22 protein-coding genes are annotated in these 21753 nt (G+C 70.6%); 11 read left to right on the top strand and 11 right to left on the bottom strand.

The genetic code is table 11. The features are described from left to right. Positions 1 to 724 (top strand): penicillin-binding transpeptidase domain-containing protein (locus tag PV363_RS05215; RefSeq protein WP_301021817.1); only part of this gene is annotated, 724 nt, incomplete at its 5' end. Positions 725 to 1971: 1247 nt separating this feature from the next. Here the strand turns inward: PV363_RS05215 and PV363_RS05210 are convergent. Further along, positions 1972 to 3000: a WYL domain-containing protein gene (locus tag PV363_RS05210; RefSeq protein ID WP_220345677.1), complete on the bottom strand. Its 1029-nt coding sequence runs from the start codon at positions 2998 to 3000 to the stop codon at positions 1972 to 1974. A gap of 60 nt (positions 3001 to 3060) precedes the next feature. Between PV363_RS05210 and PV363_RS05205 the strand changes: the two genes are divergently transcribed. Then, positions 3061 to 4203, top strand: coding sequence for an epoxide hydrolase family protein (locus tag PV363_RS05205; RefSeq protein WP_220366625.1), 1143 nt, complete (start codon positions 3061 to 3063; stop codon positions 4201 to 4203). 43 nt (positions 4204 to 4246) lie between these two features. Here the strand turns inward: PV363_RS05205 and PV363_RS05200 are convergent, their stop codons facing one another. From PV363_RS05200 to PV363_RS05185, 4 genes are all read right to left on the bottom strand, one after another. Next, positions 4247 to 5311 carry an alanine racemase gene (locus tag PV363_RS05200; protein ID WP_220345675.1) on the bottom strand — a complete coding sequence of 355 codons (1065 nt, stop codon included), beginning with the start codon at positions 5309 to 5311 and terminating at the stop codon, positions 4247 to 4249. Between the two features lie 12 nt (positions 5312 to 5323). After that, positions 5324 to 6466, bottom strand: coding sequence for a peptidoglycan bridge formation glycyltransferase FemA/FemB family protein (locus tag PV363_RS05195; RefSeq protein WP_220342734.1), 1143 nt, complete (start codon positions 6464 to 6466; stop codon positions 5324 to 5326). A 39-nt stretch (positions 6467 to 6505) separates the two neighbouring features. After that, positions 6506 to 6997 (bottom strand): HNH endonuclease, encoded by a 492-nt coding sequence (locus PV363_RS05190; protein ID WP_220342733.1) that lies wholly within the window; start codon positions 6995 to 6997, stop codon positions 6506 to 6508. Between the two features lie 87 nt (positions 6998 to 7084). Next, positions 7085 to 8071, bottom strand: coding sequence for a pirin family protein (locus tag PV363_RS05185; RefSeq protein ID WP_301021816.1), 987 nt, complete (start codon positions 8069 to 8071; stop codon positions 7085 to 7087). Positions 8072 to 8194: 123 nt separating this feature from the next. Here PV363_RS05185 and PV363_RS05180 point away from each other — a divergent pair, with 123 nt between their 5' ends. Both PV363_RS05180 and PV363_RS05175 read left to right on the top strand, forming a co-directional pair. Then, on the top strand, positions 8195 to 8986 hold the full coding sequence (locus PV363_RS05180; protein WP_301021815.1) for an ABC transporter ATP-binding protein: 792 nt from the start codon (positions 8195 to 8197) through the stop codon (positions 8984 to 8986). Further along, complete coding sequence (locus tag PV363_RS05175; protein WP_220342730.1) at positions 8986 to 11517, top strand: FtsX-like permease family protein; 2532 nt, start codon at positions 8986 to 8988, stop codon at positions 11515 to 11517. Before PV363_RS05180 ends, PV363_RS05175 begins: the two co-directional genes overlap by 1 nt. 31 nt (positions 11518 to 11548) lie before the next feature. Here the strand turns inward: PV363_RS05175 and PV363_RS05170 are convergent, their stop codons facing one another. Continuing rightward, on the bottom strand, positions 11549 to 11758 hold the full coding sequence (locus PV363_RS05170) for a hypothetical protein (RefSeq protein ID WP_220345671.1): 210 nt from the start codon (positions 11756 to 11758) through the stop codon (positions 11549 to 11551). A gap of 373 nt (positions 11759 to 12131) precedes the next feature. Between PV363_RS05170 and rpsF the strand changes: the two genes are divergently transcribed. From rpsF to PV363_RS05145, 5 genes are all read left to right on the top strand, one after another. Next, positions 12132 to 12419 carry a 30S ribosomal protein S6 gene (rpsF, locus tag PV363_RS05165; protein ID WP_220342728.1) on the top strand — a complete coding sequence of 96 codons (288 nt, stop codon included), beginning with the start codon at positions 12132 to 12134 and terminating at the stop codon, positions 12417 to 12419. Positions 12420 to 12552: 133 nt separating this feature from the next. Next, a complete protein-coding gene (locus PV363_RS05160; protein WP_220342727.1) occupies positions 12553 to 13101 on the top strand; it encodes a single-stranded DNA-binding protein in 549 nt (182 codons plus the stop codon). 95 nt (positions 13102 to 13196) lie between these two features. Then, positions 13197 to 13436, top strand: coding sequence for a 30S ribosomal protein S18 (gene rpsR, locus PV363_RS05155; protein ID WP_220342726.1), 240 nt, complete (start codon positions 13197 to 13199; stop codon positions 13434 to 13436). Positions 13437 to 13458: 22 nt separating this feature from the next. Further along, the gene (gene rplI, locus PV363_RS05150; RefSeq protein ID WP_220342725.1) at positions 13459 to 13902 is read left to right on the top strand and encodes a 50S ribosomal protein L9; all 444 of its coding nucleotides are present in this window, start codon (positions 13459 to 13461) and stop codon (positions 13900 to 13902) included. 140 nt (positions 13903 to 14042) lie between these two features. Further along, on the top strand, positions 14043 to 14603 hold the full coding sequence (locus PV363_RS05145) for a DoxX family membrane protein (RefSeq protein WP_255559821.1): 561 nt from the start codon (positions 14043 to 14045) through the stop codon (positions 14601 to 14603). 57 nt (positions 14604 to 14660) lie between these two features. Here the strand turns inward: PV363_RS05145 and PV363_RS05140 are convergent, their stop codons facing one another. Then, positions 14661 to 15743: a glutamate--cysteine ligase gene (locus tag PV363_RS05140; protein ID WP_301021814.1), complete on the bottom strand. Its 1083-nt coding sequence runs from the start codon at positions 15741 to 15743 to the stop codon at positions 14661 to 14663. Between the two features lie 37 nt (positions 15744 to 15780). Further along, positions 15781 to 16461: an HAD family hydrolase gene (locus tag PV363_RS05135; RefSeq protein ID WP_220342723.1), complete on the bottom strand. Its 681-nt coding sequence runs from the start codon at positions 16459 to 16461 to the stop codon at positions 15781 to 15783. 128 nt (positions 16462 to 16589) lie between these two features. Between PV363_RS05135 and PV363_RS05130 the strand changes: the two genes are divergently transcribed. Further along, positions 16590 to 17594: a Ku protein gene (locus tag PV363_RS05130; RefSeq protein ID WP_220342722.1), complete on the top strand. Its 1005-nt coding sequence runs from the start codon at positions 16590 to 16592 to the stop codon at positions 17592 to 17594. Positions 17595 to 17702: 108 nt separating this feature from the next. After that, positions 17703 to 17900, top strand: coding sequence for a hypothetical protein (locus PV363_RS05125; RefSeq protein WP_220345666.1), 198 nt, complete (start codon positions 17703 to 17705; stop codon positions 17898 to 17900). Positions 17901 to 17913: 13 nt separating this feature from the next. Here the strand turns inward: PV363_RS05125 and PV363_RS05120 are convergent, their stop codons facing one another. The 3 genes from PV363_RS05120 to PV363_RS05110 form a co-directional block, all read right to left on the bottom strand. Then, complete coding sequence (locus PV363_RS05120) at positions 17914 to 19227, bottom strand: MATE family efflux transporter (RefSeq protein WP_301021813.1); 1314 nt, start codon at positions 19225 to 19227, stop codon at positions 17914 to 17916. Positions 19228 to 19288: 61 nt separating this feature from the next. Then, positions 19289 to 20878, bottom strand: coding sequence for an ABC transporter permease (locus tag PV363_RS05115; RefSeq protein WP_301021812.1), 1590 nt, complete (start codon positions 20876 to 20878; stop codon positions 19289 to 19291). Beyond that, positions 20875 to 21753, bottom strand: an 879-nt coding sequence (locus tag PV363_RS05110) for an ABC transporter ATP-binding protein (RefSeq protein WP_301021811.1), incomplete at its 5' end; no start/stop codon positions are given. The genes PV363_RS05110 and PV363_RS05115, both read right to left, overlap by 4 nt.

Raw genomic sequence — 21753 nt, 5'->3', positions numbered from 1 at the left:
CAACAACGGCAAGCAGAACGACTGGTACGTCATCGAGCGCGTGACCGACCGCAGCGGCGAGGACGTCGTCCGCCACCAGGTCGCTCCGAAGCGGGCCTTCTCCGCGGCGGTCTCCGCCGACGTGACGAAGGCGCTCCAGGAGGTCGTGCAGGAGGGCAGCGGCACGAACGGCCGCACCATGTGCCCGACCGCCGGCAAGACCGGCACGGCGACGTTCCAGAAGACCGAGAAGGGCAAAGAGGTCGGCGACGCCCACGTCTCCAGCTCGTGGTTCGTCGGCTACACACCCAAGCTCGCCACCGCGGTGATGTACGTCCGCGGCAAGAACGGCAACGAGGCCCTCAACGGCTACATGCCGACGTTCTACGGCGGCCAGTACCCCGCCAAGACCTTCGCCAGCTTCATGGACAAGGTGCTCGACGGCGACGAGTGCGGCGAGTTCCCCGAGCCGGCCAACATCAAGTCGACCAAGGGCAAGACGTACGTCCCGCAGCCCACGGCGACGCCGGAGACGGAGAAGCCGCGCCCCGAGCGGCCGACCCGCCCGCCGCGTCCGAACCGCCCGCCGCGCCCGACGGAGCCCGAGCCGACGCTCCCCACCGAGCCCACCATGCCCACCGAGCCCACCATGCCGACCATGCCGACCATGCCGACGGAGCCCCCTGAGGAGACCGGCGGTCCCGGTGGCGGTGGCGGTCCCGGTGGCGGCGGATTCGGCGACTGACCATGGCGGAGCCGGCGGGGGGCCGGGTCCGACCGAACCGCTGGTGGACCCCGCTCCGGATCCTGCTGGCGACCGCCGTCCTCGTCGGGACGCTCGGCCTCGTCACCAAGACGCCCTGCGCGGTCGCGGACGGTGAGCGCTGGTTCTCCACGAGCCCGGTCCCGGCGGGGGCGTCGTACGCGCGGCTGTGCGCGAGCGAGCTTCCCGGAGAGTACGTGACCACGGGCCTCGCCGAGGGCGTCCTCCCGTGGTCCGACGACGGCGGGCGGTGGCCGGTCAACGCGGTGACGGTGCCCGTCGGCATCCTGCAGTACGGCGCAGCCTCGCTGGTCCAGGCCGTGACCGGTGCCGACCGTGCCGACCGCGGCGGCCGGGACCCGGACACGGTCCGGCAGGAGCCCGAGGTCCGCCGGGAGGCCGTCGCGTATACCGGCGTGGTCGCGCTCGGTTCGCTGCTCGCGCTGCTCCTCGCGCTCGTGGCGCTCGCCCGAGCCGCGCGCCGATCGCGCGTGCACGACGCCCTGCGCCCCTGGCCGACGTGGTCCGACCCCACGCTCTCGCTGATGCCGTTGGCGGCCTCGCCGGTGGTCGCGCTCTTGCTGGGGGTGGGCTGGGACCTCGTCGGGGTCGCCCTCGTCGCCTTCGGGCTCGCGGTCTGGACGTCGGGGCGGGCGCGTACGGCGGGTGTCATCCTCGCGGTCGCGACGCTCACCGCGTGGGGGCCGATCGTGGTGCTGGTCGCCCTGGCGGCCACGGCGCTCGTCCGGCACGCGCCTGCGGCCGGCCGGCTTATCGGGGTCGCGGCCGTGACCCTCGCGGTCGGCGGGCTGGCGTCGTACGTCGCCTCGTCGGGCGACGCCCTGACCGAGGTGGTCCGGCGGTGGCTCTATCGCGACGACGGAGTGGGATCGATCTGGGCGGTGCTGCGTGAGCTGGGTGCCGAACCCTCGACCGTCGCCGTCGCGGCGGTGGTGATCGGCGTCTCCGCCTTCGCGACCTCGCTCATGTTCCTCTACGCAGCCCGATCCGGTGACGTCGACCAGACCGCCCGCTACGCCTTCGGTCTCCTGGCGGCGCTGCTGCTGGTCGGCACGACGTACGCTCCGGGCTACGCCCTGTGGCTGCTCCCGCTCGCCGTGCTGGCGCACCCCGTGTGGCGCGACCTCCTGTGGTGGCAGGCGGCGGAGGTCTTCCTGGTCGTGGCGACCTGGTGGCACCTGGGCGACTCGACGAAGGCCGTCGACGGCTCACCCGACCTGGTGTACGTCGCGGCGATCGTGCTGCACGTCGTCGCGACGGTCTGGCTCGTCGCCCGGATGCAGATCACCGCTGCCGGCGGCGGCGTAGCGGCGGCCCAGGAGCCTGACGTGCTCGACCAGCTCGGGCGGTGAGTCGACCGAGAAGTCGAGCCCGAGCATCCCGACGTACACGGCGAGGATCTCGATGCTGTCGGCGCCGGTGACGAGGACGCACGTCTGCTCGTCGACGGCCTCCACGACCCCGACCGCGTCGTTGATGCGGGCACGGACCTCCTCGGCCGCTGCGGCGACGGTGACGCGGGCGTGCACCGACCAGCCTGCGGCAGCGACCTCCCTCACCACGAACGCGGTGTAGTCCCGTTCGTCCATCGGACGCGGGCCGAACCGTGGTTGCGGCATCGTGCTGATCTCCGCCCAGTCGATCCGCAGCGCCCGCCACGCACCGCCAGGGACCTCTCGGGCGACGAGGTACCACCGCCGCTGCCAGGTGACGACGCGGTACGGCTCCACGTCGAGCCGTTCGCCCTCGTACACGAGGCGGAGCTGCTCCTGGTCCCTAATCGCATCGGTGAGGCGCGAGAGGACCGCGGGGTCGATCTCGGGGTCCTCCACGTTGCTGTCGGTGTTGACGGGTCCGGCGCTGAGCGCGCTGGTCACCGTCGCGACCCGGCGGCGGAGACGGTCGGGCAGGACCTGCTCGAGCTTCGCGAGGGCACTCGCGCTGCTCTCCTCGATGCCGGCCACGCCGCTGGCGGTCCGTAGGCCGATCGCGACGGCGACCGCCTCGGCGTCGTCGAGGAGCAGCGGGGGGAGCTTCGCTCCAGGGCCGAGCCGGTAGCCGCCCGCCGGACCGCGGGCACCCTCGACGGGATATCCCAGCTCCCGCAGGCGGTCCATGTCGTGGCGGATCGTGCGAGGGGTGACCTGGAGGCGCTCCGCGAGCTCGGGGCCGGACCACGCGGGTCGCGACTGGAGGAGGCCGAGAAGGGCGAGCAGCCGGGCTGACGTCTCCAACATTCTCCGCATCCTCCCAGATTGAGGAATCTGACCGTCCTGAATGCGTCCTACCGTCCTTTCATGAGCACCGACGTGAGCGCGAGCGACGCCATCCGAACCTTCCGCATCGACGTCCCGCAGGCGGACCTCGACGACCTCGCCGCGCGCCTCGAGCGCACGCGGCTCCCGCAGCCAGCCCCTGGCGACGACTGGCACTACGGCGTCCCCAACGCCTATCTCCGCGAGGTCGTCGAGCAGTGGCGCCACGCCTTCGACTGGCGCGAGGTGGAGAGCCGGATCAACACCTACGACCAGTTCCTGACCGAGATCGACGGTCAGACGATCCATTTCCTGCACGTCCGGTCGGCCGAGAAGGACGCGACGCCGCTCCTGCTCGCGCACACCTACCCGGGCTCCGTGATCGACTTCCTCGACATGATCGACCCGCTGGTCGACCCCGTCTCGCACGGCGGTCGGGCGGAGGACGCCTTCGACGTCGTCGTGCCCTCGATGCCCGGCTTCGGCTACAGCCTGCCGGTCGTCGACCGGGGGTGGACGATGGCGCGGGTCGCGGCGGCGTACGACGTGCTCATGCGCCGACTCGGGTACGAGGCGTACGGCGTGCACGGGAGCGACGGTGGCGCGATGGTGTCGCGCGAGCTCGGCCTGATGCAGCCCGCCGGCTTCCTCGGGCTCCACGTCCTCCAGCTCTTCTCGTTCCCGTCGGGTGACCCGGCCGAGATGGAGGGCTTCGGGCCGAAGGAGTTCGCGGCGCTGGAGCACATGCAGTGGTTCCAGTCGATGGGCGGCTACAACGCCATGAACGGCTCCCGGCCGCAGACGGTGGCGGTGGGGGTCTCCGACTCACCGGTCGGGCAGCTCGCCTGGAACGAGCTGTTCATGTCGTTCGGCAACGGGACCAGCCTCGTGACGACCGAGCAGATCCTCGCCGAGGTCACCTTCGAGTGGTTGACCAACACGTCGGCGTCGGTCGGGCGCTACCACTTCGAGGAGGCGCGCCGCGACGCCGAGCCGCAGGTGAACCATGCCCGGACGGGAGTGTCGGTGTTCGCCGACGACTTCCAGACGCTCCGCGCCTTCGCCGACCGCGACAACAGCAACATCGAGCAGTTCACCGAGCACCCCGAAGGCGGGCACTACGCGATGCTCGAGCGGCCCCAGGTGGTGGTCGACGACCTGCGGACCTTCTTCGCGACGGCCTGAGCCGTACGACCGGGCCGATCCTCACGGGTCGGCCCGGTGCCGGCTAGGGGGCGTCGACGGCGTCGAACGTCGTGGTCGTCATGCGGACGTCGACCTCGACCTCCTCGCCGACCGCCGGCACCGCGACGCCGGCAGGGACGAGGATCATGCTCGCCTGCATGTGCGGCGGCTCGACGAACCAGCGCTGCTTGCCGGCGACGGTGAACGGCGACAGCGCGAGACCGGCGGCTCCGAGCCCACCCTTCGCCACCGAGGTCGCCCGCTGCTTCATCGTGCTGGCCGAGGTGGGAGCCTCGAGCCCGATGCCGTGCGAGGTCCCGCCGGAAACGATCAGGACGGTGCCACCGACCGGCATCGGACGTTGGCGGTAGCCGATCCGCTCGCCGCGCTCGACGACGTGGGAGTCGATCACGAGGCCGGTGACGCGGAAGGCGCCACGGTCTCCGAGCCAGAGCGCGGTGCCGACGCGGGGGCGCACGACGAGTCCCGGGCGACGCTCGGCGAGGGTACGGACCTCACGGTCGGTCAGGTGGGAGACGGTGAAGACAGGCGTGCCAGAGACGGCGGGTGCGAGCTTCGACGCCTCGAAGGCAGCAGCCCAGCTGTCGGCCTCGGACAGGTTGTCCTCCGAGAGCGGCAGGTGGATCGAGAACCCGATCAGCCGCAGCCGGCCCAGGTTGTCGGCGACCGACGTCAGCGCGTGCCGGTCGACGCCGTGGCGCGCCATCGAGGTCTCGCCCTCGACGACGATCCGGGTGCCTTCCGGCGCCTCGGTGCGCAGCAGCTCCAGGTCCTCGACCCGACTGACGGTGTGCACCACGCGCGGGTCGTACATCCGCTCCGTGCGCACCGTGTCGGCCCAGAACGGGCGCCAGGGGGTCATCACGTGGATGTCGCCGCCGAAGCGGGGGAGGACGTCGACGAGCTCGGCGTACGTCCCCACCGCGACCGTGTCCGTGCCGAGCCAGTCGGCCCGCCGTGCCAGCGCGCGGTTGCCGAACCCGTACCCGTTGCCCTTGATGACCGGGATGATGCCGTCGTACAGCTCCGCGGTGCCGCGCAGGTGCGCGCGCCAGCGTTCGCCGTCGACGTGGAGAGTGAGCGTCATGGTCAGCCTTCCTCAGCGGCGCTTCATGTACTGCTGGAATGCGAGGTACAGCAGCCGGTTGATCGGCAGGTCCCACTCGCCGGCGTACTCGACGGCCTCTCCGCCGGTGCCGACCTTGAACTGGATCAGACCGACGTGGCTGTCCTCCGGGTCGAGCGTGTCGGTGATGCCGCGCATGTCGTAGACGGTGCAGCCGGCAGCGAGCGCATCGCGGATCATCCGCCACTGGATCGCGTTGGAGCCGCGGACCTCGCGCTTGGCGGTCGTGGAGGCTCCGTAGGAGTACCACGCGTGCTGGCCGACGCGCACCATCGTCGTCGCCGCGACGAGATCACCCTCGTGCCGTGCGAGATAGAGCCGCATCCGGTCGGGGTCCTCGGCGTTGAGTGCGTCCCACATCGTCTGGAAGTACGCGAGGGGTCGCGGCGTGAAGTGGTCGCGCTCCGCGGTCTCGGCATAGATCGTGTGGAAGGCGGCGATGTCGTCCGCGCCGCCCAGCGTGACCTCGACGCCGGCCTTGTCGGCCTTCTTGATGTTGCGCCGCCACAGCTGGTTCATCCCGCGCAGCACGGCCTCCTCGGAGCGAGGGGCGCCGTCGGCGTCGACGAGCGGCAGCCAGAAGTTGTACTTCGGCTGGCCGGCCGTGAAGCCGCCCTCGCCGACCTGCTCCCGCCAGCCGAGGCGGTGCAGCTCCGACGTGACCGCGATCGCGCGGGGGTCGGTCGCCGCGGCCGGAGCGTCGCCGAGGGTGCGCAGCGCCGGATCGGCGACCGCCTTCTTGACCGTCGCCGCGTCCCACCGGCGCAGCACGACCGGGGGCCCCATCCGGACGCCGAACGCGCCGCGGCCCGTGAGGTGCTTCACCATCGGGTCGAGCCACGCAGCCAGGCCGCCGGGGCCAGCGGCTGCGGAGGCGAAGTCGATGCTCGGCCCCTCGGGGAGGTACGCGAGGTACTTCGCGACCTTCGGGAGCTTGCGGTAGAGCACCAGACCGGCGCCCACGATGTCCCCGCCGTCGAACCACCCGATCGACTCACCCCTCCACTCCGACTTCACCGCGGCCCACGCCGGGGTCTGGAGGAAGCTCGCCGAGGGGAGGGAGGTCAGGAACGCCAGGTGGTCGGCGGTGCTGATCGTACGGACGCTGAGAGACACGGCCCCGAGGCTACCGGAGGCCCGCTGACGTCCACCGGGCTACGTCAGCGGGGACCGGCGGGGCGCGGCCGGCGTGACGATCAGCGTCATCCCCGCCTCCGCCGGAGTCCGGTCGCCCTTGCGGTGGTTGCACCGCAGGCACGCGGCGACCGCGTTCTCCCACGTCAGCAGCCCACCGCGGGACCGGGGAAGGATGTGGTCCACGGTCTCCGCCGGCCCGCCGCAGTAGCCGCAGTGCCGGTCGCGCGCCTTGACCGCGCCCTTGGTGCACAGCGGCGTGCGGGCGTGCACCCAGCGCATCACGACGTAGCGGACCAGGCGCAGCACCTTGGGTACGGGGAACGGACCGAACCGGGCCTCGGGGTGGGCCTCCTCGACGACCGCCACCTCCCGCACGAGCATCCGGATGGCGTGTCGCAGGGACACCCGCTGGAGCGGCTCGTAGCTGGCGTTCAGGACCAGCACGGTCCGTTGACGGCGCGTGCCTGTGGCGTGGTGGCTCACCACCACGGGCTCGGCGACAGCTGTCATGGTCACCCGCCTCTCTGGCCCACGTCCGTCCAGCCTGCGTGCGATCAGCGTAGCCCGTCCTGCCGGGCGAGAGCGCGTGCTCAGGACTCAGCGCGGCGGCTGTTTGCGGGGCGCGAGGCGGACGTGGGGCAGTGCGGGGGCGGGAAGCGCGGCTCCGTCCCACGCGGCGGGGAACGGTCCGTACGCGTCAGGGTCGCCGCTGCCGTCCACCTGAGCCGTCCACGCCTGCCGGAACCGCACGATCTCGTCGTGGTCACGGCCGACGAAGTTCCACCACATGACGATCTCCTCGTCGAGCGGCACGCCACCGATGAGGACGACCCGGCCGTCCGTCTCGCCGGTGCGCAGCACCAGCGTCGTACGCCCGACCGGCCGGTACGCGAGAGCGGCCGGTTCCACGTGCGTGCCGTCGACGTCGACCGGCCCGAGATCGACGAGAACGCCGTGCTCGTACGCCGGGTCGAGGTCGAAGCGGACCTCGGCACGCGCCGGCAGGGCGATCTCAGCCGCGACGAGGGGCGTGAACGTGGTGACCGGCGAGGAGGCGCCGGCGAAGTCACCGACGAACGTCCGCACGGTGGCAGCACCGAGGCGCACCGGCAGGGTGGCGAAGTGCTCGAACGCCCGGTCGCCGAAGCGGTCGGGGGCCGGGAGCGCCGTCCACAGCTGGACTCCCCGCAGCGTCGTGGTGTCGGCGGTCGAGTACTCCGAGTGCGCGATCCCCCGACCGGAGGTCATCAGGTTGACCTCGCCGGGCCGGATGCGCGTGACCGACCCGACCGTGTCCCGGTGCTCGACCTCGCCGTCGAACAGCCAGGTCACAGTCTGGAGACCGGTGTGGGGGTGGCCGGGCACCGCCATCCCGCCGGACTCGCTGACGTCGTCCGGTCCGTAGTGGTCGGCGAAGCACCAGGCCCCGATCAGCGAGCGCAGGCGCTGGGGGAGCGTACGGCGCACCGTCATCGCCCGTGGTCCACCCAGGGGGACGAGCCGAGGCTCGAGCAGCTCCACCTCGGCCTCGTCCGACGAGGGCGGCACGGTGATCTCCTGAGGGTCGCGCTCGGTGTCGCTCATGCGACCAGTGTCAGGGACGTCGGGCACGGCACGCACGTGTTCGCCAGCGGCAAAACCCGTGCCGTCGCGCCCCCACCTTCCCCTACCGTGGGATTTCAAACCCGCCTCGTCAGGAGTTGTGTCATGTCCGACGGCCCCACCCCAGTTCGCACGATCGCCGCCCGGGCGGTGGACCTGCGCAAGACCTACGGCAAGCAGGAGGCGGAGGTCCGAGCCCTCGACGGGGTGAGCATCGACGTCTACGAGGGCGAGTTCACCGCCGTGATGGGCCCGTCCGGCTCCGGGAAGTCGACCCTGATGCACCTGCTCGCCGCGCTCGACAACGCGACCAGCGGCTCGGTCTTCATCGGCGACACGGAGCTCTCGGGGCTCAACGACAAGCAGCTGACGCGCCTGCGGCGCGACGACGTCGGATTCGTCTTCCAGGCCTTCAACCTCGTGCCGACGCTCACAGCCGAGGAGAACATCCTGCTCCCTCTGTCGATCGCCGGCCGCAAGCCCGACCCGGCCTGGTACGACGAGGTGATCGACACCGTCGGGCTGCGCGACCGCCTGCGGCACCGTCCCAACGAGATGTCGGGCGGCCAGCAGCAGCGCGTCGCCGCGGCGCGTGCTCTGGTCGGCCGACCCACGATCGTCTTCGCCGACGAGCCCACGGGCAACCTCGACTCGACCTCGGGTGCCGAGGTCCTGAGCTTCCTCCAGCACAGCGTCCGCGAGCTCGGGCAGACCGTCGTGATGGTGACCCATGACCCGGTCGCCGCGTCCTACACCGACCGGGTCGTCTTCCTCGCCGACGGCAAGGTCGTCGACGAGATGCGGGCGCCGACCCCGGAGACCGTGCTCGAGCGGATGGCCAAGATCCAGATGCGCGCGCTCGAGACGGCTGCTGCGGCCGAGGGCGGTGCCGCCTGATGCTGCGGGTGACGCTGCGCAACCTGCTGGCGCGCAAGGTGCGCCTGCTGATGAGCGCGTTCGCGATCGTCCTCGGCGTCGCGTTCGTCGCCGGCACCCTCATCTTCACCGACACGATGAGCAAGTCCTTCGACGGCATCATCGAGGGATCCACTGCCGACGTGACCGTCCGTGCCGAGGGCACCGGGAGCTGGGAGCAGGCGCCGAGCGCCGACACCCGCACCATCCCGGCGTCCGTCGTCGACGAGCTGCGTGAGCTCCCCGGCGTCGCCCGTGCCGACGGCACGGTGCAGAGCCAGTCGCTGACGCTCGTCGGATCCGACGGCAAGCTGGTCGCGGGCTTCGGACCCCCGACGCTGTCGTTCAACTACGACGAGGCGCCCGCCATGACGGGCGAGCAGATGGTCGTCGTCTCCGAGGGCCGGCCACCGTCCGCCGACGGCGAGGTGGCGATCGACGCCACGAGCGCCGAGAAGGGCGGGTACGAGGTCGGCGACACCGTGACGTTGGTGTCCGCCGGTGACCAGCCCACGCTCGAGGCCACACTGGTCGGCCTCGCGCAGTTCGGCGGAGGATCGATGGCCGGTGCATCGCTGGTGCTCTTCGACGTCGGCTACGCCCAGGACCTCTTCCTCGACGGCAAGGACGTCTACAACGCGGTCTCCCTCACCGCTGACGACGGTGCGACGCCGCAGGAGGTGGCGTACGAGGCGGAGAAGGTGCTGCCCGACGGGTTCGAGGCCGCCACCGGCGACGCCGTCGCTGCGGAGAGCGAGGACGCGATCGGTGAGATCCTCGGGTTCCTGACGACGATTCTGCTCGTGTTCGCGGGCATCGCGATCGTGGTCGGCACCTTCCTCATCATCAACACGTTCTCCATCCTGGTCGCACAGCGCAGCCGCGAGCTGGCGCTGCTGCGGGCCCTCGGTGCCTCGCGGCGGCAGGTGAGCCGGTCCGTGCTGATCGAGGCGCTCGTGGTGGGTCTCATCGGATCGACCGTCGGCGTGCTGCTCGGGATCGGGCTCGCCCACGGTCTGACGGCGCTCTTCAAGAGCTTCGGCCTCGACGTGAGTGACACGCCATTGGTGATCTCGCCCCGCACGTGGGTCGTCGGCTACGTGGTGGGTCTGCTGGTGACGCTTGTCGCCGCCTACCTGCCGGCCCGCCGGGCGTCGCGGGTCGCGCCGGTCGCGGCCATGCGTGACGACGTCGCGCTGCCGGAGTCGTCGATGCGTCTGCGGATGCTCGTCGGCGCGGTTCTCGTCGTCATCGGCGCGGGCCTGGTGTGGCTCGGGCTCTCCGGGGTCGACAACGGCGCGTGGTACGTCGGGGGCGGCGTCCTCGCGATCCTCATCGGCGTCTCGCTGATGAGCCCGCTGCTCAGCCATCCCGTCCTCGTCGCGCTCGGCGGCCTGTTCCGCCCGTTCGGTCTCGTGGGACGCATGGCGACCCAGAACGCGCTGCGCAACCCGCGCCGTACGGCCGCGACGGCCTCGGCGCTCATGATCGGGCTGACTCTCGTGACGACGATGAGCATCCTGGGCTCGTCGGTCAACAAGTCGGTCGACGTCGGTGTCACCAAGGAGTTCACGAGCGACTTCCTCCTCACCAACCCGGTCGGGGCTCCGTTCTCGACGTCGATCGCGGAGGAGATCCGCGGCATCGACGGTGTCGGAGACGTGGTGGAGGCGCAGTTCGTGCCTGCCTCCGTCGAGGGCTCCTTCGCCGGCCTGACCGCGACCGATCCGGCCGAGCTCTTCTCGATGTTCGAGCTCGACGCCACGGCGGACACGCTGGCCGCCGACGAGGTCGCGGTCCGGGAGGACACCGCAGAGGAGCGAGGCCTCGAGGTGGGGGACACGATCGAGGTCACCACGCAGTCCGGTGACTACCCGATGACGGTGGCCGGCACGTTCCCCGAGTCCAACGTCGTCTCCAACTACGTCACGTCGTTCGGGTTCGTGGACCGCGTCAAGCTCAGCCGCGAGGACTCCTTCGTGGCGGTCACCGCCGCGCCGGGGAGGTCGGGAGCCGACATCGAGGACCCCGTGCGCGACGTCGTGGCCGACATCCCGACCGTGGTCGTCCAGACCCAGGACGAGTTCATCGAGTCCCAGCGCGACCAGATCAACACGATCCTCATGCTGATCAACGCGCTCCTCGGGCTGGCGATCGTGATCGCGGCCCTGGGCATCGTCAACACCCTCGCGCTGAGCGTGATCGAGCGGACGCGCGAGGTCGGGCTCCTCCGGGCGGTCGGGATGAGCCGACGGCAGCTGCGTCGGATGGTGCGGCTGGAGGCGGTGGCGATCGCGGTCCTGGGTGCGGTGCTCGGCATCGCGATGGGCCTGGTGTTCGGCGTGGTCCTGCAACGGGCGCTCGAGGACGAGGGGATCACCGAGCTCTCGATCCCGTACACGACCCTGGTCGTCTATGTCCTCATCGCGGCGGTGGTGGGCGTGCTCGCGGCGGTGTTCCCGGCACTGCGGGCCTCGCGCCTCAACGTGCTGCGGGCCATCGCGACCGAGTAGGCCACGTGCGGCGGGGCTGGGCCGCGCGTGATCACGTCACGGCGGAGAGCCCCGCCGCCAGGGCGAACCCGATCACCGCGGCCAGCCCGGCCCTGTCCTGCACCTTCGCCCGGGCCTCCGGCACCATCGCCCCGACCAGCATCACCAGCAGGGCGCCGGCGGCGAACCCGTCCACCACCCCTTCGAACCGGTCCGCGGTGACGCGCGAGGCGGCATACCCCAGGCCGCTCGCCGGCGGCACGCATGTCCGTCGCCGAACCCATCGCCTCCGGAAGGTTGGACACGAAGACCGCGACGAGGAGCACCGTGCTGACCTCACCCCGCCGATCCGCTGGACCCAGCGGTCGGCCACGAAGTACGCGACGGCTCCGAGCGTCAGCCCCACGGTCAGCGCGACCGCACCTCCGAACTCCAGTGCCTGTGGGAACAGCTCGTACGAGATGCTGGCGAGGAGCTCCTCGCCATGCTGCCGGTCGGCGATTTGGGACCCGCGGGGGTGCCCCGATAGACTGAGTCGGTTGCCCGGCCACCATCCGGTGTGCTCGGGCAGCTCGATGCAACCCTCCTGTCACGGAAAGACCGTGACCGTACAGACCGAAGGAGGTGGAGTTGCCTTGCGTCACTACGAAGTCATGGTGATCCTCGATCCCGACCTCGACGAGCGCACGGTCGCCCCGAGCCTGGACACGTACCTCAACGTGGTGCGTCAGGACGGCGGTACCGTCGACAACGTCGACATCTGGGGCAAGCGTCGTTTTGCCTACGAGATCAACAAGCGGTCCGAGGGCATCTACGCCGTGGTCGACCTGACCGCGACGCCCGAGACCGTCAAGGAGCTCGACCGTCAGCTCACGCTGAACGAGTCCGTCATGCGTACGAAGGTCATCCGGCCCGAGAAGTGACGGACGCCCGACAGGTCGTCCCCAGCAGGTCCGTCCCGGTGGTTTCCACCGGGGGCGTGCAGGGGGTCGCCTCTGTCGGAGTCTTGATGTTGACTGCTAGCCAGCAGACATCCCGCGAACGTTGGAGTGAGACATGGCAGGCGAGACCGTCATCACCGTCGTCGGCAACCTTGTGGACGAGCCCGAGCTGCGGTTCACGCCGTCCGGCGCAGCGGTTGCCAACTTCCGCATCGCCTCGACGCCGCGCACCTTCGACCGTCAGAGCGGCGAGTGGCGCGACGGCGACACGCTCTTCCTGGGCTGCGCCGTGTGGCGCCAGGCCGCGGAGAACGTGGCCGAGTCGCTGCAGAAGGGCATGCGTGTGATCGTGCAGGGACGCCTCAAGTCCCGGCAGTACGAGACCCGCGAGGGCGAGAAGCGCACCGTGTTCGAGATCGACGTCGACGAGGTCGGCCCGAGCCTGCGCAGTGCCACCGCCAAGGTCACCAAGGCCTCTCGCTCCGGTGGAGGTGGAGGCGGCGGCTACCAGCAGGGTGGCGGCGGCCAGGGCGGGTTCAGCGGCGGAGGCCAGTCGGCCCCGGCCAACGACCCGTGGTCCTCTCCCGCCCCGCAAGGCGGCAACGCTGGCAACGATCCGTGGGCGAGCACGCCCTCCGGCTCGAACGACGAACCCCCGTTCTGAGTCGTCGGATCTGAAGAACACTCAAGGCGGTCTTTCGACCGTCACGTCATTCCGACCCGTCCTGCGGGTCGGGCTCACCGGAAGGGAGCACCACAATGGCTGCCAAGCCCCCCATTCGTAAGCCGAAGAAGAAGAGCAACCCGCTCAAGGCTGCGAAGATCACCTACATCGACTACAAGGACGCCACCCTCCTGCGGAAGTTCATCTCCGACCGCGGCAAGATCCGCGCTCGCCGCGTCACGGGTGTCTCCGTCCAGGAGCAGCGCAAGATCGCCACGGCGATCAAGAACGCCCGCGAGATGGCGCTGCTGCCTTACACCTCCACCGGTCGCTGATCGTCGGGGAAGGGACAACACCATGAAGCTCATCCTCACGCACGAGGTCACCGGCCTCGGTGCCCCCGGCGACATCGTCGAGGTCAAGGGCGGCTACGGCCGCAACTACCTCCTGCCCCGCAACTTCGCCATCCGTTGGACGAAGGGCGCGGAGAAGCAGGTCGAGTCGATCAAGAAGGCTCGCGACTCGCGTGCGATCCACGACCTGGACGGCGCGACGGCGCTCAAGCAGAAGCTCGAGTCCAACGCTGTCAGCGTCCCGGCTCGCGCCGGTGCCGAGGGCCGCCTGTTCGGTGCCATCACGGTGTCGGACGTCGCCACCGCGCTCGAGGGCGCCGGCGCCAACGTCGACAAGCGTCGGATCGAGATCGGCAACCCGATCAAGACGGTCGGCACGTACGACGTGCAGGTGCGCGTGCACCCCGAGGTCACCGCAAAGGTGACCATCAACGTGGTCGCCGCCTGACCCGCTGCTCACACAGACGAAGGGCCCGTCACCCTCGGGTGGCGGGTCCTTCGTCGTCTGGCGTGACTCGAACGCTGACGGCAGCCCTGGTTACCCCCCATGATGGGGATTGCCCGATTCCACTCCCCCGGAAGGACATCATGAACAAGACCATCGGCCGACCGTCTCGAGGAGGCGGCGTCCTCGCCGCTCGAGACCAGAACCAGGCGGTCAACACGAGCGTCTTCGCCCAGGCACTCGCGGCGATGCGGATCGCTTTCGGGCTCACGTTCCTGTGGGCCTTCCTCGACAAGCTGTTCGGCCTCGGATTCTCGACGCCCAGCGAGGGAGCGGTGATCAACGGCGGGAGCCCGACCGACGGCTACCTCTCCAACGTGCCCGACGGCCCGTTCGAGGACCTCTACCACTCGCTCGCCGGCGTGTGGCTGGTCGACGTCCTGTTCATGCTGGGACTGCTCGTCGTCGGCATCACGCTGACCCTCGGCATCGCGATCCGGATCGGCGCGCTCGTCGGTGTCCTGCTCTACGTGATGATGTGGACCGTCGTGCTTCCGCCGGAGAACCACCCGATCCTCGACGAGCACATCCTCGGCGCCCTCGGCGTCGCGGTCGTCGGTCTCGGTCTCGCCGGGGACACGTGGGGTCTCGGTCGCTGGTGGGGCGCGCAGAAGGCAGTGCGGAAGAACCCCGTCCTCAGGTGACGTGAACGTGTCATGACATGGGCCACCCGGTCGTCTGACCGGGTGGCCCTGTCGCGTTCAGGAGTCCGGGTCGGTGCGCGCCGCGAGGTCGGTGACCACGGCCCGGAGATCCCCGGTGCTGCCGACGCGGCGTTGGTGGTCGGCGCCGTTGCCGTCGCGCAGGATCCGGTCGATCCCTGCACAGACCAGGTCGGTGTCACCCGTGGCCGCCAGCGCGTCGGCGACGTGCTCGACGAGACCTCCCAGCACCTCTGCAGCGGGGCGCTGCTGTCGCGAGCGAGGATCGAGCAGGGTGTCGGACAATCCATACCGTGCCGCCTGCCAGCGAGCACCGCGCAGGAGCTCGACGCGCCAGGGGTCGAGCGGCTTCCCGTCGGCCCAGGCACGCGCCTCGGTCTCGACCAGCGCGCGGCACAGCCCGGCGAGCAGCACACCGTCGCGGACGTCGGTGCACACGTCGGTGACGCGGAGCTCGACCGTCGGGTACGAGCGGGCGCGACGAACGTCGAAGTAGACCATGCCCTCGTCCAGAGCGGCGCCCGAGGTGATGAGCTCCTCCACGGCGACGTCGTACGTCGCGGCGTCGCCGAACAGCTCGACCGGTCCTGCCGTCGGCCACTCCGTCCACCGGCGCGAGCGCCAGCTGGCGTGAGCGGTGTCGCGGCCGTCGTCGTACGGCGAGTTGGCGCTGAGCGCGAGCAGCACCGGCAGCCACGGGCGTACGCGGTCGATGACGCCGACAGCCTCCTCGTCGTCGTGGATGTCGACGTGCACGTGCATCCCGCAGACGGCGGCGCTCTCGCCGATCGCCCCGAACTCGTCGAGCATCCGCTCGTACCGTGCCTTCGGGGTGACCTCGGACTCGCCGCTCGGCAACGGGGACGTGCCGGAGGCGATGGCCGCGGCTCCCGCGGCTCGTGCGGCCGCAACCGTCTGACGGCGTACGTCGTGGAGGTCGGTCGCCAGGTCGGTGAGCCGCGCGTGCGGTGAGGTCATGGTCTCGAGCTGTTCGAGGAACAGCTCGTGCTCCAGATCCGCGTCACCGTCGTGGCGCCGTAGCGCGCGTTGAGAGACCGTCTTCGTGAGGCCCGTGGCCGGGTCGACGAGGAGCAGCTCTTCCTCGATTCCCATCTTTCGCATCGCCAAAGTGTCGCGGCTCGGGGCCGCGTGCGCAGACTCAGCGGAGCAAGGGAGCGATCGGTGAGGAGTCGATCATCGCGTGCAGCACCGCGACGTCCTCGTACACCTCGACCGCGCCGGCGCCACGCAGCTCGCCCGGGCCACTCCCTCCGCTGCGGACGGCGAGGAACGGGACTCCGACCCGTTGCGCGGCGATGCCGTCCCACACGGCGTCGCCGACCATGACGGCGCGGCCGGCCTCCACGCCGACGGCGGCGAGCGCGACCTGGACGATGTCGGGCTCTGGCTTGGCCTCCGCGACGTCGTCGGCGTTGGTGACCGCGTCCACCAGGTCGTCGCAGTCCAGTGCCTCACGCAGTCGCTCGAGCTCGTGGGGTGGGGCGGACGTCGCGAGGACGATCAGGGCGCCGCGGTCGCGGATCTCCCGCAGCAGCGGTCGCACCCCGTCGAATCGACGCAGCTCGCCGGCCAGCTCGGCGTACTGGGAGGCGTGCAGATCCTTCGCCGCCGCCCGGGCCGCGTCGTCCGCGTCACCGGCGAGGTCGTCGAGGAGGCGGCTGTTGTCCATGCCGATCGCGCGGTGGATCCGCCAGGTGTCGACGGTGATCCCTGCCTGGCGGAACGCCGTCGTCCAGGCCCGCACGTGAAGGTAGTTCGAGTCCATGAGGGTCCCGTCGATGTCGAAGAGGACCGCGGTGCGTGCTCCGTCAGTGGTCATGGTTCAAGAATCGAGCGGGACTAGGCTTTGCGCACACGATGACCGATGACTCGGCGCCATCGGGCCGGTCTCCCGATTGACAGCATGGACGTCGGCCGGTTCGCTGGGCCTACGAGAGAGGTGGAGCGATGCGCGCGATGTGGAAGGGCACGATCTCGTTCGGCCTGGTCACGATCCCGGTCAAGATGTACGGCGCGACGTCCACGCACGACATCTCCTTCCGTCAGGTCCGACGGAGCGACGGGTCGCGCGTGAAGTACAAGCGTGTCGCCGAGGCGGACGGCGAGGTCGTCGACTACGGCGAGATCGCCAAGGGCTACGAGCTCCCCGACGGACGGATGGTCGTCCTGACCGACGACGACATGGAGGAGCTGCCGCTGCCCACCAAGAAGGTGGTCGACGTCCTCGAGTTCGTCCCGCTGGAACAGATCGACCCGATCTTCCACAACAAGAGCTATTACCTCGAGCCCGACACGAACGCCGGTCTCAAGCCGTACCTCCTGCTCCGTGAGGCGCTCGAGGCCTCCGACATGGTCGCGGTCGTGAAGGTGACGATCGGCACACGCGAGCAGCTGGCGACCATCAGGGTGCGCGAGGACGTCCTCACGCTGAGCACGTTGATGTGGGCTGACGAGATCCGCAAGCCCGAGTTCTCCTTCCTCGGAGAGGACGTGCAGCTGCGACCCCAGGAGATCAAGATGGCGCAGTCGTTGGTGGCCAGCATGGAGGCCGACTTCGACCCCGAGCAGTACCACGACGAGTACGAGGTCGCCCTCGACGAGCTGGTCGCGGCGAAGCTCGAGGGCAACGAGGTCGTGCAGCCGGCCGTCGGCGAGGGCGCGGAGCAGCCTGACAACGTCGTGGACCTGATGTCCGCTCTCCAGGCGTCGATCGACCGGGCGAAGAAGGGCGAGGGTGAGGCCGTCGCCGGGGTGGACGCCGACGAGAAGGACGAGGCCGACGGGGCCGACGAGAAGCCCGCCAAGAAGGCCGCGGCGAAGAAGGGCTCTACCAAGAAGGCCCCGGCGAAGAAGACGACCGAGAAGAAGACGGCGGCCAAGAAGACGACCGCCAAGAAGACCCCGGCGAAGAAGCCCGCAGCCAAGAAGACGGCCGCCAAGAAGGCTTCCTGACGCGCTCAGGATGACACGCCGGGGCCGGCCGCTCGTTGATCGTGTCAGTGCCGAGAGGGACACTCGAAGCGTGGGGGATACCCCGTCCCGTACGAGAGGTGAGCACGCATGATGTCCGAGATGGTCGCGATCTGCACCGACTGCGCTGCCGAGTTCGGCGTGGCGGACGGGTGGCTCGACCGGTGCGCAGAGTGCTGCGCTGTGCGCGACGACCACCTTTCCGGTCTCCACACGGCGTACGCGAAGGGCTGCACCGACTGCGATCGTGCCGACGACGCGCCTCGCGCGGGAGTGCACGCCGCCTGACCGCCGAGTGCGCCTAGACCGCGCCGACCACCATCCAGCGGTCGGTCCGTTCACGTAGCACCAGCGTCACCATCCGCGCGAGCATGAAGCCCGCGTACGCCACCCAGAGCCACGTCAGCCCTGCGTCGAGCATCCACACGGCGACGGCGAGCGGGGCGTACGCGATCAGGGTCACGACTCCGGCCCACGCGAGATAGGCCCCGTCGCCGGCTCCGATCAGCACGCCGTCGAGGACGAAGACCACTCCGGACACCGGCTGCGTGAGCGCGATCACGACGAGCGCTCCGACGATCAGGTGCTGGACGTCGGGGTCGGAGGTGAAGAGCTTCGGCAGCCAGGGAACCGACGCCAGCAGCAGCACCGTGGCGACGACACCCGAGGCGACACCCCAGCCGATCATCCGGCGCGTGGTCGCTCGGGTCCCCGTGACGTCGCCCGCCCCCAGCGAGCGGCCCGTCAGCGTCTGTCCGGCGATCGCGATCGCGTCCAGCGCGAACGCCAGGATCGAGACGATGGTCACCGCGACCTGGTGGGCGGCCAGTGCCGCCGAGCCCATCGTCGCCGCGACCGCCGTCGCAATCAGGAGGGCGGCGCGCAGGGTGAGCGTCCGGACCACCAGCGCCACCCCTGCACGCGCGGCCTCATGGATGCCCGCGCGGTGGGGCCGGACTGGTGCGCGCTGGGCCCGGACCGCACGGACCACGACATACCCGAGGAACAGTCCCGACCCGAGCTGGGCCACGGTGGTGCCGATCGCCGCCCCTCGGATCCCCATGTCGAGCCCGTAGACGAGGACGAGGTTGAGGATCACGTTGACCACGTTGGCCACGATCACGGTGTAGAGGGGCGTCTTGAGGTCTTGGAGGCCACGAAGCACCCCGGTCGCCGCGAGGACCACGAGCATGGCCGGGATGCCGGGAGCAGCCCACACCAGATAGGTGACGGCCTGGTCCGCGACCACGTCCGACGGTCCGAACGCGCCGACGATGAGGGAGGCGCCTGCTCCGGCCAGCAGCGCGGCCAGGGCGCCGATGAGGACGGCGAGCCACAGACCGCTCATGCCCGACGCCATCGCCCCCCGCAGGTCGCCCGCGCCGATGTGGCGTCCGACCGAGGCGGTGGTGCCGTACGCGAGGAACACGCAGAGTCCGACGAAGGTCTGCAGGACCGTCGACGCGATCGCGAGCCCGGCGAGCGGGTCGGTCCCGAGGTGGCCGATGATCGCGGTGTCCGCGGCCAGCATGAGGGGCTCGGAGACGAGCGCTGCGAACGCGGGGACGGCGATCCGGAAGATCTCGCGGTCGCGTGCGTCCAGGTGCAGCCTCACGCCGACCAGTCTGGCTCAATCGCGGCCGCGGTCGGCTCGGGGGGACTCCCGGGTGCCCGCCTCAGTTCTGGACGTCGCGCCGGCGGAACCCGACGAAGCCCGCCGTCGTCAGCGCGGCCGCCACCAGGGTGAGACACAGGATCGGCGTCCACGCCACGTCGTCGAGCGGGACGAGCGCCAGATGAGAGAAGGGGGACAGGTCCGTGATCCAGTCGGGAAACTTCAGCAGCGGTCCGAAGAACATCACGACAGCAGCGAAGCCGATGCCGAGCCAGCCCAGCGAGGCCAGACGCGGGACGAAGCCGACGAGGAGCACCGTGAGGCCGATCATCACCCAGATCGCGGGGGCATAGGTGAGGGCCGACCACGCCTCCGGCCCGACCCTGTCGTACGACCCCGAGACCACCCCGTACATCCATCCGGTCGCCGCCCCCGCGAACACGACGCCCACCGTGGAGGCGATGACCGCGAGCGCGACGTGGCTCGCGAGGTACGTCCGGCGGCGCAGGGCCGTCGCCAGCACGGGTTCGGTCCTTCCGGCCGTCTCCTCGGCGCGGGCGCGGAGCGTCACCGCGACCCCGAACGCGGCGGTGATGATGGCGAGCATCAGCGTCGCGCTGCCGTAGAAGCCGTCGATCAGGGCCCTGCCGCCCGTCTCCCCACCCGTCAGCGACCCCGACAGGTCGCTGTCGCCGACGAGGTCGCCGACGTCGTCGCCGATGGTGCCGTACGCGGCGCCGCCGAAGGCCAGCCCGACCAGCCAACCGATGACGGCCGGGCGTTGGAGCCGCCACGCGAGCTCGTACGCCCCGCCTCGCCAGTCCTTCGACGCTGGACCGCGGCGGGGGGCGACGAGCCCCGCACCGAAGTCGCGGCGGTCGTGGAGGACATGAGCGACGGCGATCGACACGAACGTCGCCCCGAGCAGCAGGAGAGCCGGCCACCACCGTTCGTCGGCGAAGGCGCGCATCTGCTGGCCCCAGCCGATCGGTGAGAGCCACGTCGCCGCGTTGTCGCCGACGTCGCCGACGGCACGCAGTGCGTACGCCACGCCGATCGCGGCGCCGCTCAGCCCCCAAGCGCCGCGGCTCGTGCTGCTGATCTGGGCGAAGATCAGCGCCAGTCCCATGAACACCATCCCGGTGAGGCCGCAGGCGCATCCCAGCGCCCACGACCCCTCGGCGGGGAGCCCGCACGCGATGAGAAGGAGCGCGATCGCGGCGATGAGCGTGAGGTTCGCGGCCGTGGCGACGGTGACCGCTGCGGCGCTGGGGGCCGCGCGACCGACGGCGCCGGCACGGACGAGCTCGTCAGCGCCGTTCTCCTCGCCGGCGCGCGTCTGGCGCACGATCAAGAACGTGCTCATCAGGCCGGCGAGGACCGCGCCGAACGCCGAGGTCTGCCAGGCGGTCTGCCCACCGATCGTGTCGAGGGCGTACTCGGGGCCGGCGATGGCGATGATCGCGGCGTTGCCCGAGAGGCTGGCGGCGAGCTGATCGAGGTCCGCCTGCGTGGGGTAGGTGGCCTCGAGCGCGAGCGCCTGGACGGGGTAGAGCGAGGTGATGCCGAGGATCCACCACACGAGCGCCATCCGTGACCGGCGCAGCGCGAACCGCACGAGGACTGTGGTCCCGGCGAGGGCGTCGCTCACGATGACAGCTCTGTCGACGGCTCGGCGTCCTCCGACGGGTCGTCGCCGTAGTGGCGGAGAAACATCTCCTCGAGGGTCGGCGGGGAGCTGGAGAGTGCGGTGATGCCGAACGCGCCCAGCCGTGCGAGCACGTCACCGATCCGAGGGGTGTCGACGTCGAAGCGCGCTCGGGTCCCGTCGGCCTCGGTCACGAGATCGTGGATGCCGCTGAGCTGGGTGATCCCGTCGATCGGTCGCTCCGTGGAGACGTCGATCGACGTGCGCGTCAGGTGGCGCATCTGGACGAGCGTCCCGGACTCGACCGTGCGGCCCTCCCGGATGATCGTGACGCGGTCGCACAGCGCCTCGACCTCGCTGAGGATGTGGCTGGAGAGCAGGACGGTGCGTCCCTCCTCGCGGACCTCCTGGATGCACTCCCGGAAGACCTCCTCCATCACCGGGTCGAGTCCGGAGGTGGGCTCGTCGAGCAGCAGGAGCTCGGCGTCCGAGGCGAGACCGGCGACGAGCGCGACCTTCTGCCGGTTGCCCTTGGAGTAGGTGCGGCCGCGTTTGGTCGGGTCGAGCTGGAAGCGCTCGAGCAGCTCGTCGCGCCGTCCGCGGTCGACGCCGCCGCGCAGCCGCCCGAGGAGGTCGATGACCTCGCCGCCCGAGAGGTTGGGCCACAAGGTCACGTCTCCCGGCACGTAGGCGAGGCGCCGGTGCAGGGTCGTGGCCTCGGACCACGGGTCTCCGCCGAGGAGCAGAGCGGTGCCGGAGTCCTTGCGCAGGAGACCGAGGAGGATGCGGATGGCGGTGGACTTGCCTGCGCCGTTGGGGCAGAGGAAGCCGTGTACCTCGCCGGTGGCCACCGTGAGGTCGAGCCCGTCGAGGGCGTG

The organism is Mumia sp. (assembly GCF_028803055.1).
In the GTDB taxonomy this organism is placed as follows: Bacteria; Actinomycetota; Actinomycetes; order Propionibacteriales; family Nocardioidaceae; genus Mumia.
Note: the sequence above shows the minus strand (reverse complement) of the source record. Positions and strands in the feature narration are given on the sequence as shown.

Bases quoted from the DNA above. Each gene is read 5' to 3' on its own strand.
- PV363_RS05210 (WP_220345677.1), bottom strand. From the start codon at position 3,000: ATGTTGGAGACGTCAGCCCGGCTGCTCGCCCTTCTCGGCCTCCTCCAG.
- PV363_RS05205 (WP_220366625.1), top strand. From the start codon at position 3,061: ATGAGCACCGACGTGAGCGCGAGCGACGCCATCCGAACCTTCCGCATC.
- PV363_RS05200 (WP_220345675.1), bottom strand. From the start codon at position 5,311: ATGACGCTCACTCTCCACGTCGACGGCGAACGCTGGCGCGCGCACCTG.
- PV363_RS05190 (WP_220342733.1), bottom strand. From the start codon at position 6,997: ATGACAGCTGTCGCCGAGCCCGTGGTGGTGAGCCACCACGCCACAGGC.
- PV363_RS05185 (WP_301021816.1), bottom strand. From the start codon at position 8,071: ATGAGCGACACCGAGCGCGACCCTCAGGAGATCACCGTGCCGCCCTCG.
- PV363_RS05180 (WP_301021815.1), top strand. From the start codon at position 8,195: ATGTCCGACGGCCCCACCCCAGTTCGCACGATCGCCGCCCGGGCGGTG.
- PV363_RS05175 (WP_220342730.1), top strand. From the start codon at position 8,986: ATGCTGCGGGTGACGCTGCGCAACCTGCTGGCGCGCAAGGTGCGCCTG.
- PV363_RS05160 (WP_220342727.1), top strand. From the start codon at position 12,553: ATGGCAGGCGAGACCGTCATCACCGTCGTCGGCAACCTTGTGGACGAG.
- rpsR (WP_220342726.1), top strand. From the start codon at position 13,197: ATGGCTGCCAAGCCCCCCATTCGTAAGCCGAAGAAGAAGAGCAACCCG.
- rplI (WP_220342725.1), top strand. From the start codon at position 13,459: ATGAAGCTCATCCTCACGCACGAGGTCACCGGCCTCGGTGCCCCCGGC.
- PV363_RS05145 (WP_255559821.1), top strand. From the start codon at position 14,043: ATGAACAAGACCATCGGCCGACCGTCTCGAGGAGGCGGCGTCCTCGCC.
- PV363_RS05140 (WP_301021814.1), bottom strand. From the start codon at position 15,743: ATGCGAAAGATGGGAATCGAGGAAGAGCTGCTCCTCGTCGACCCGGCC.
- PV363_RS05135 (WP_220342723.1), bottom strand. From the start codon at position 16,461: ATGACCACTGACGGAGCACGCACCGCGGTCCTCTTCGACATCGACGGG.
- PV363_RS05130 (WP_220342722.1), top strand. From the start codon at position 16,590: ATGCGCGCGATGTGGAAGGGCACGATCTCGTTCGGCCTGGTCACGATC.
- PV363_RS05125 (WP_220345666.1), top strand. From the start codon at position 17,703: ATGATGTCCGAGATGGTCGCGATCTGCACCGACTGCGCTGCCGAGTTC.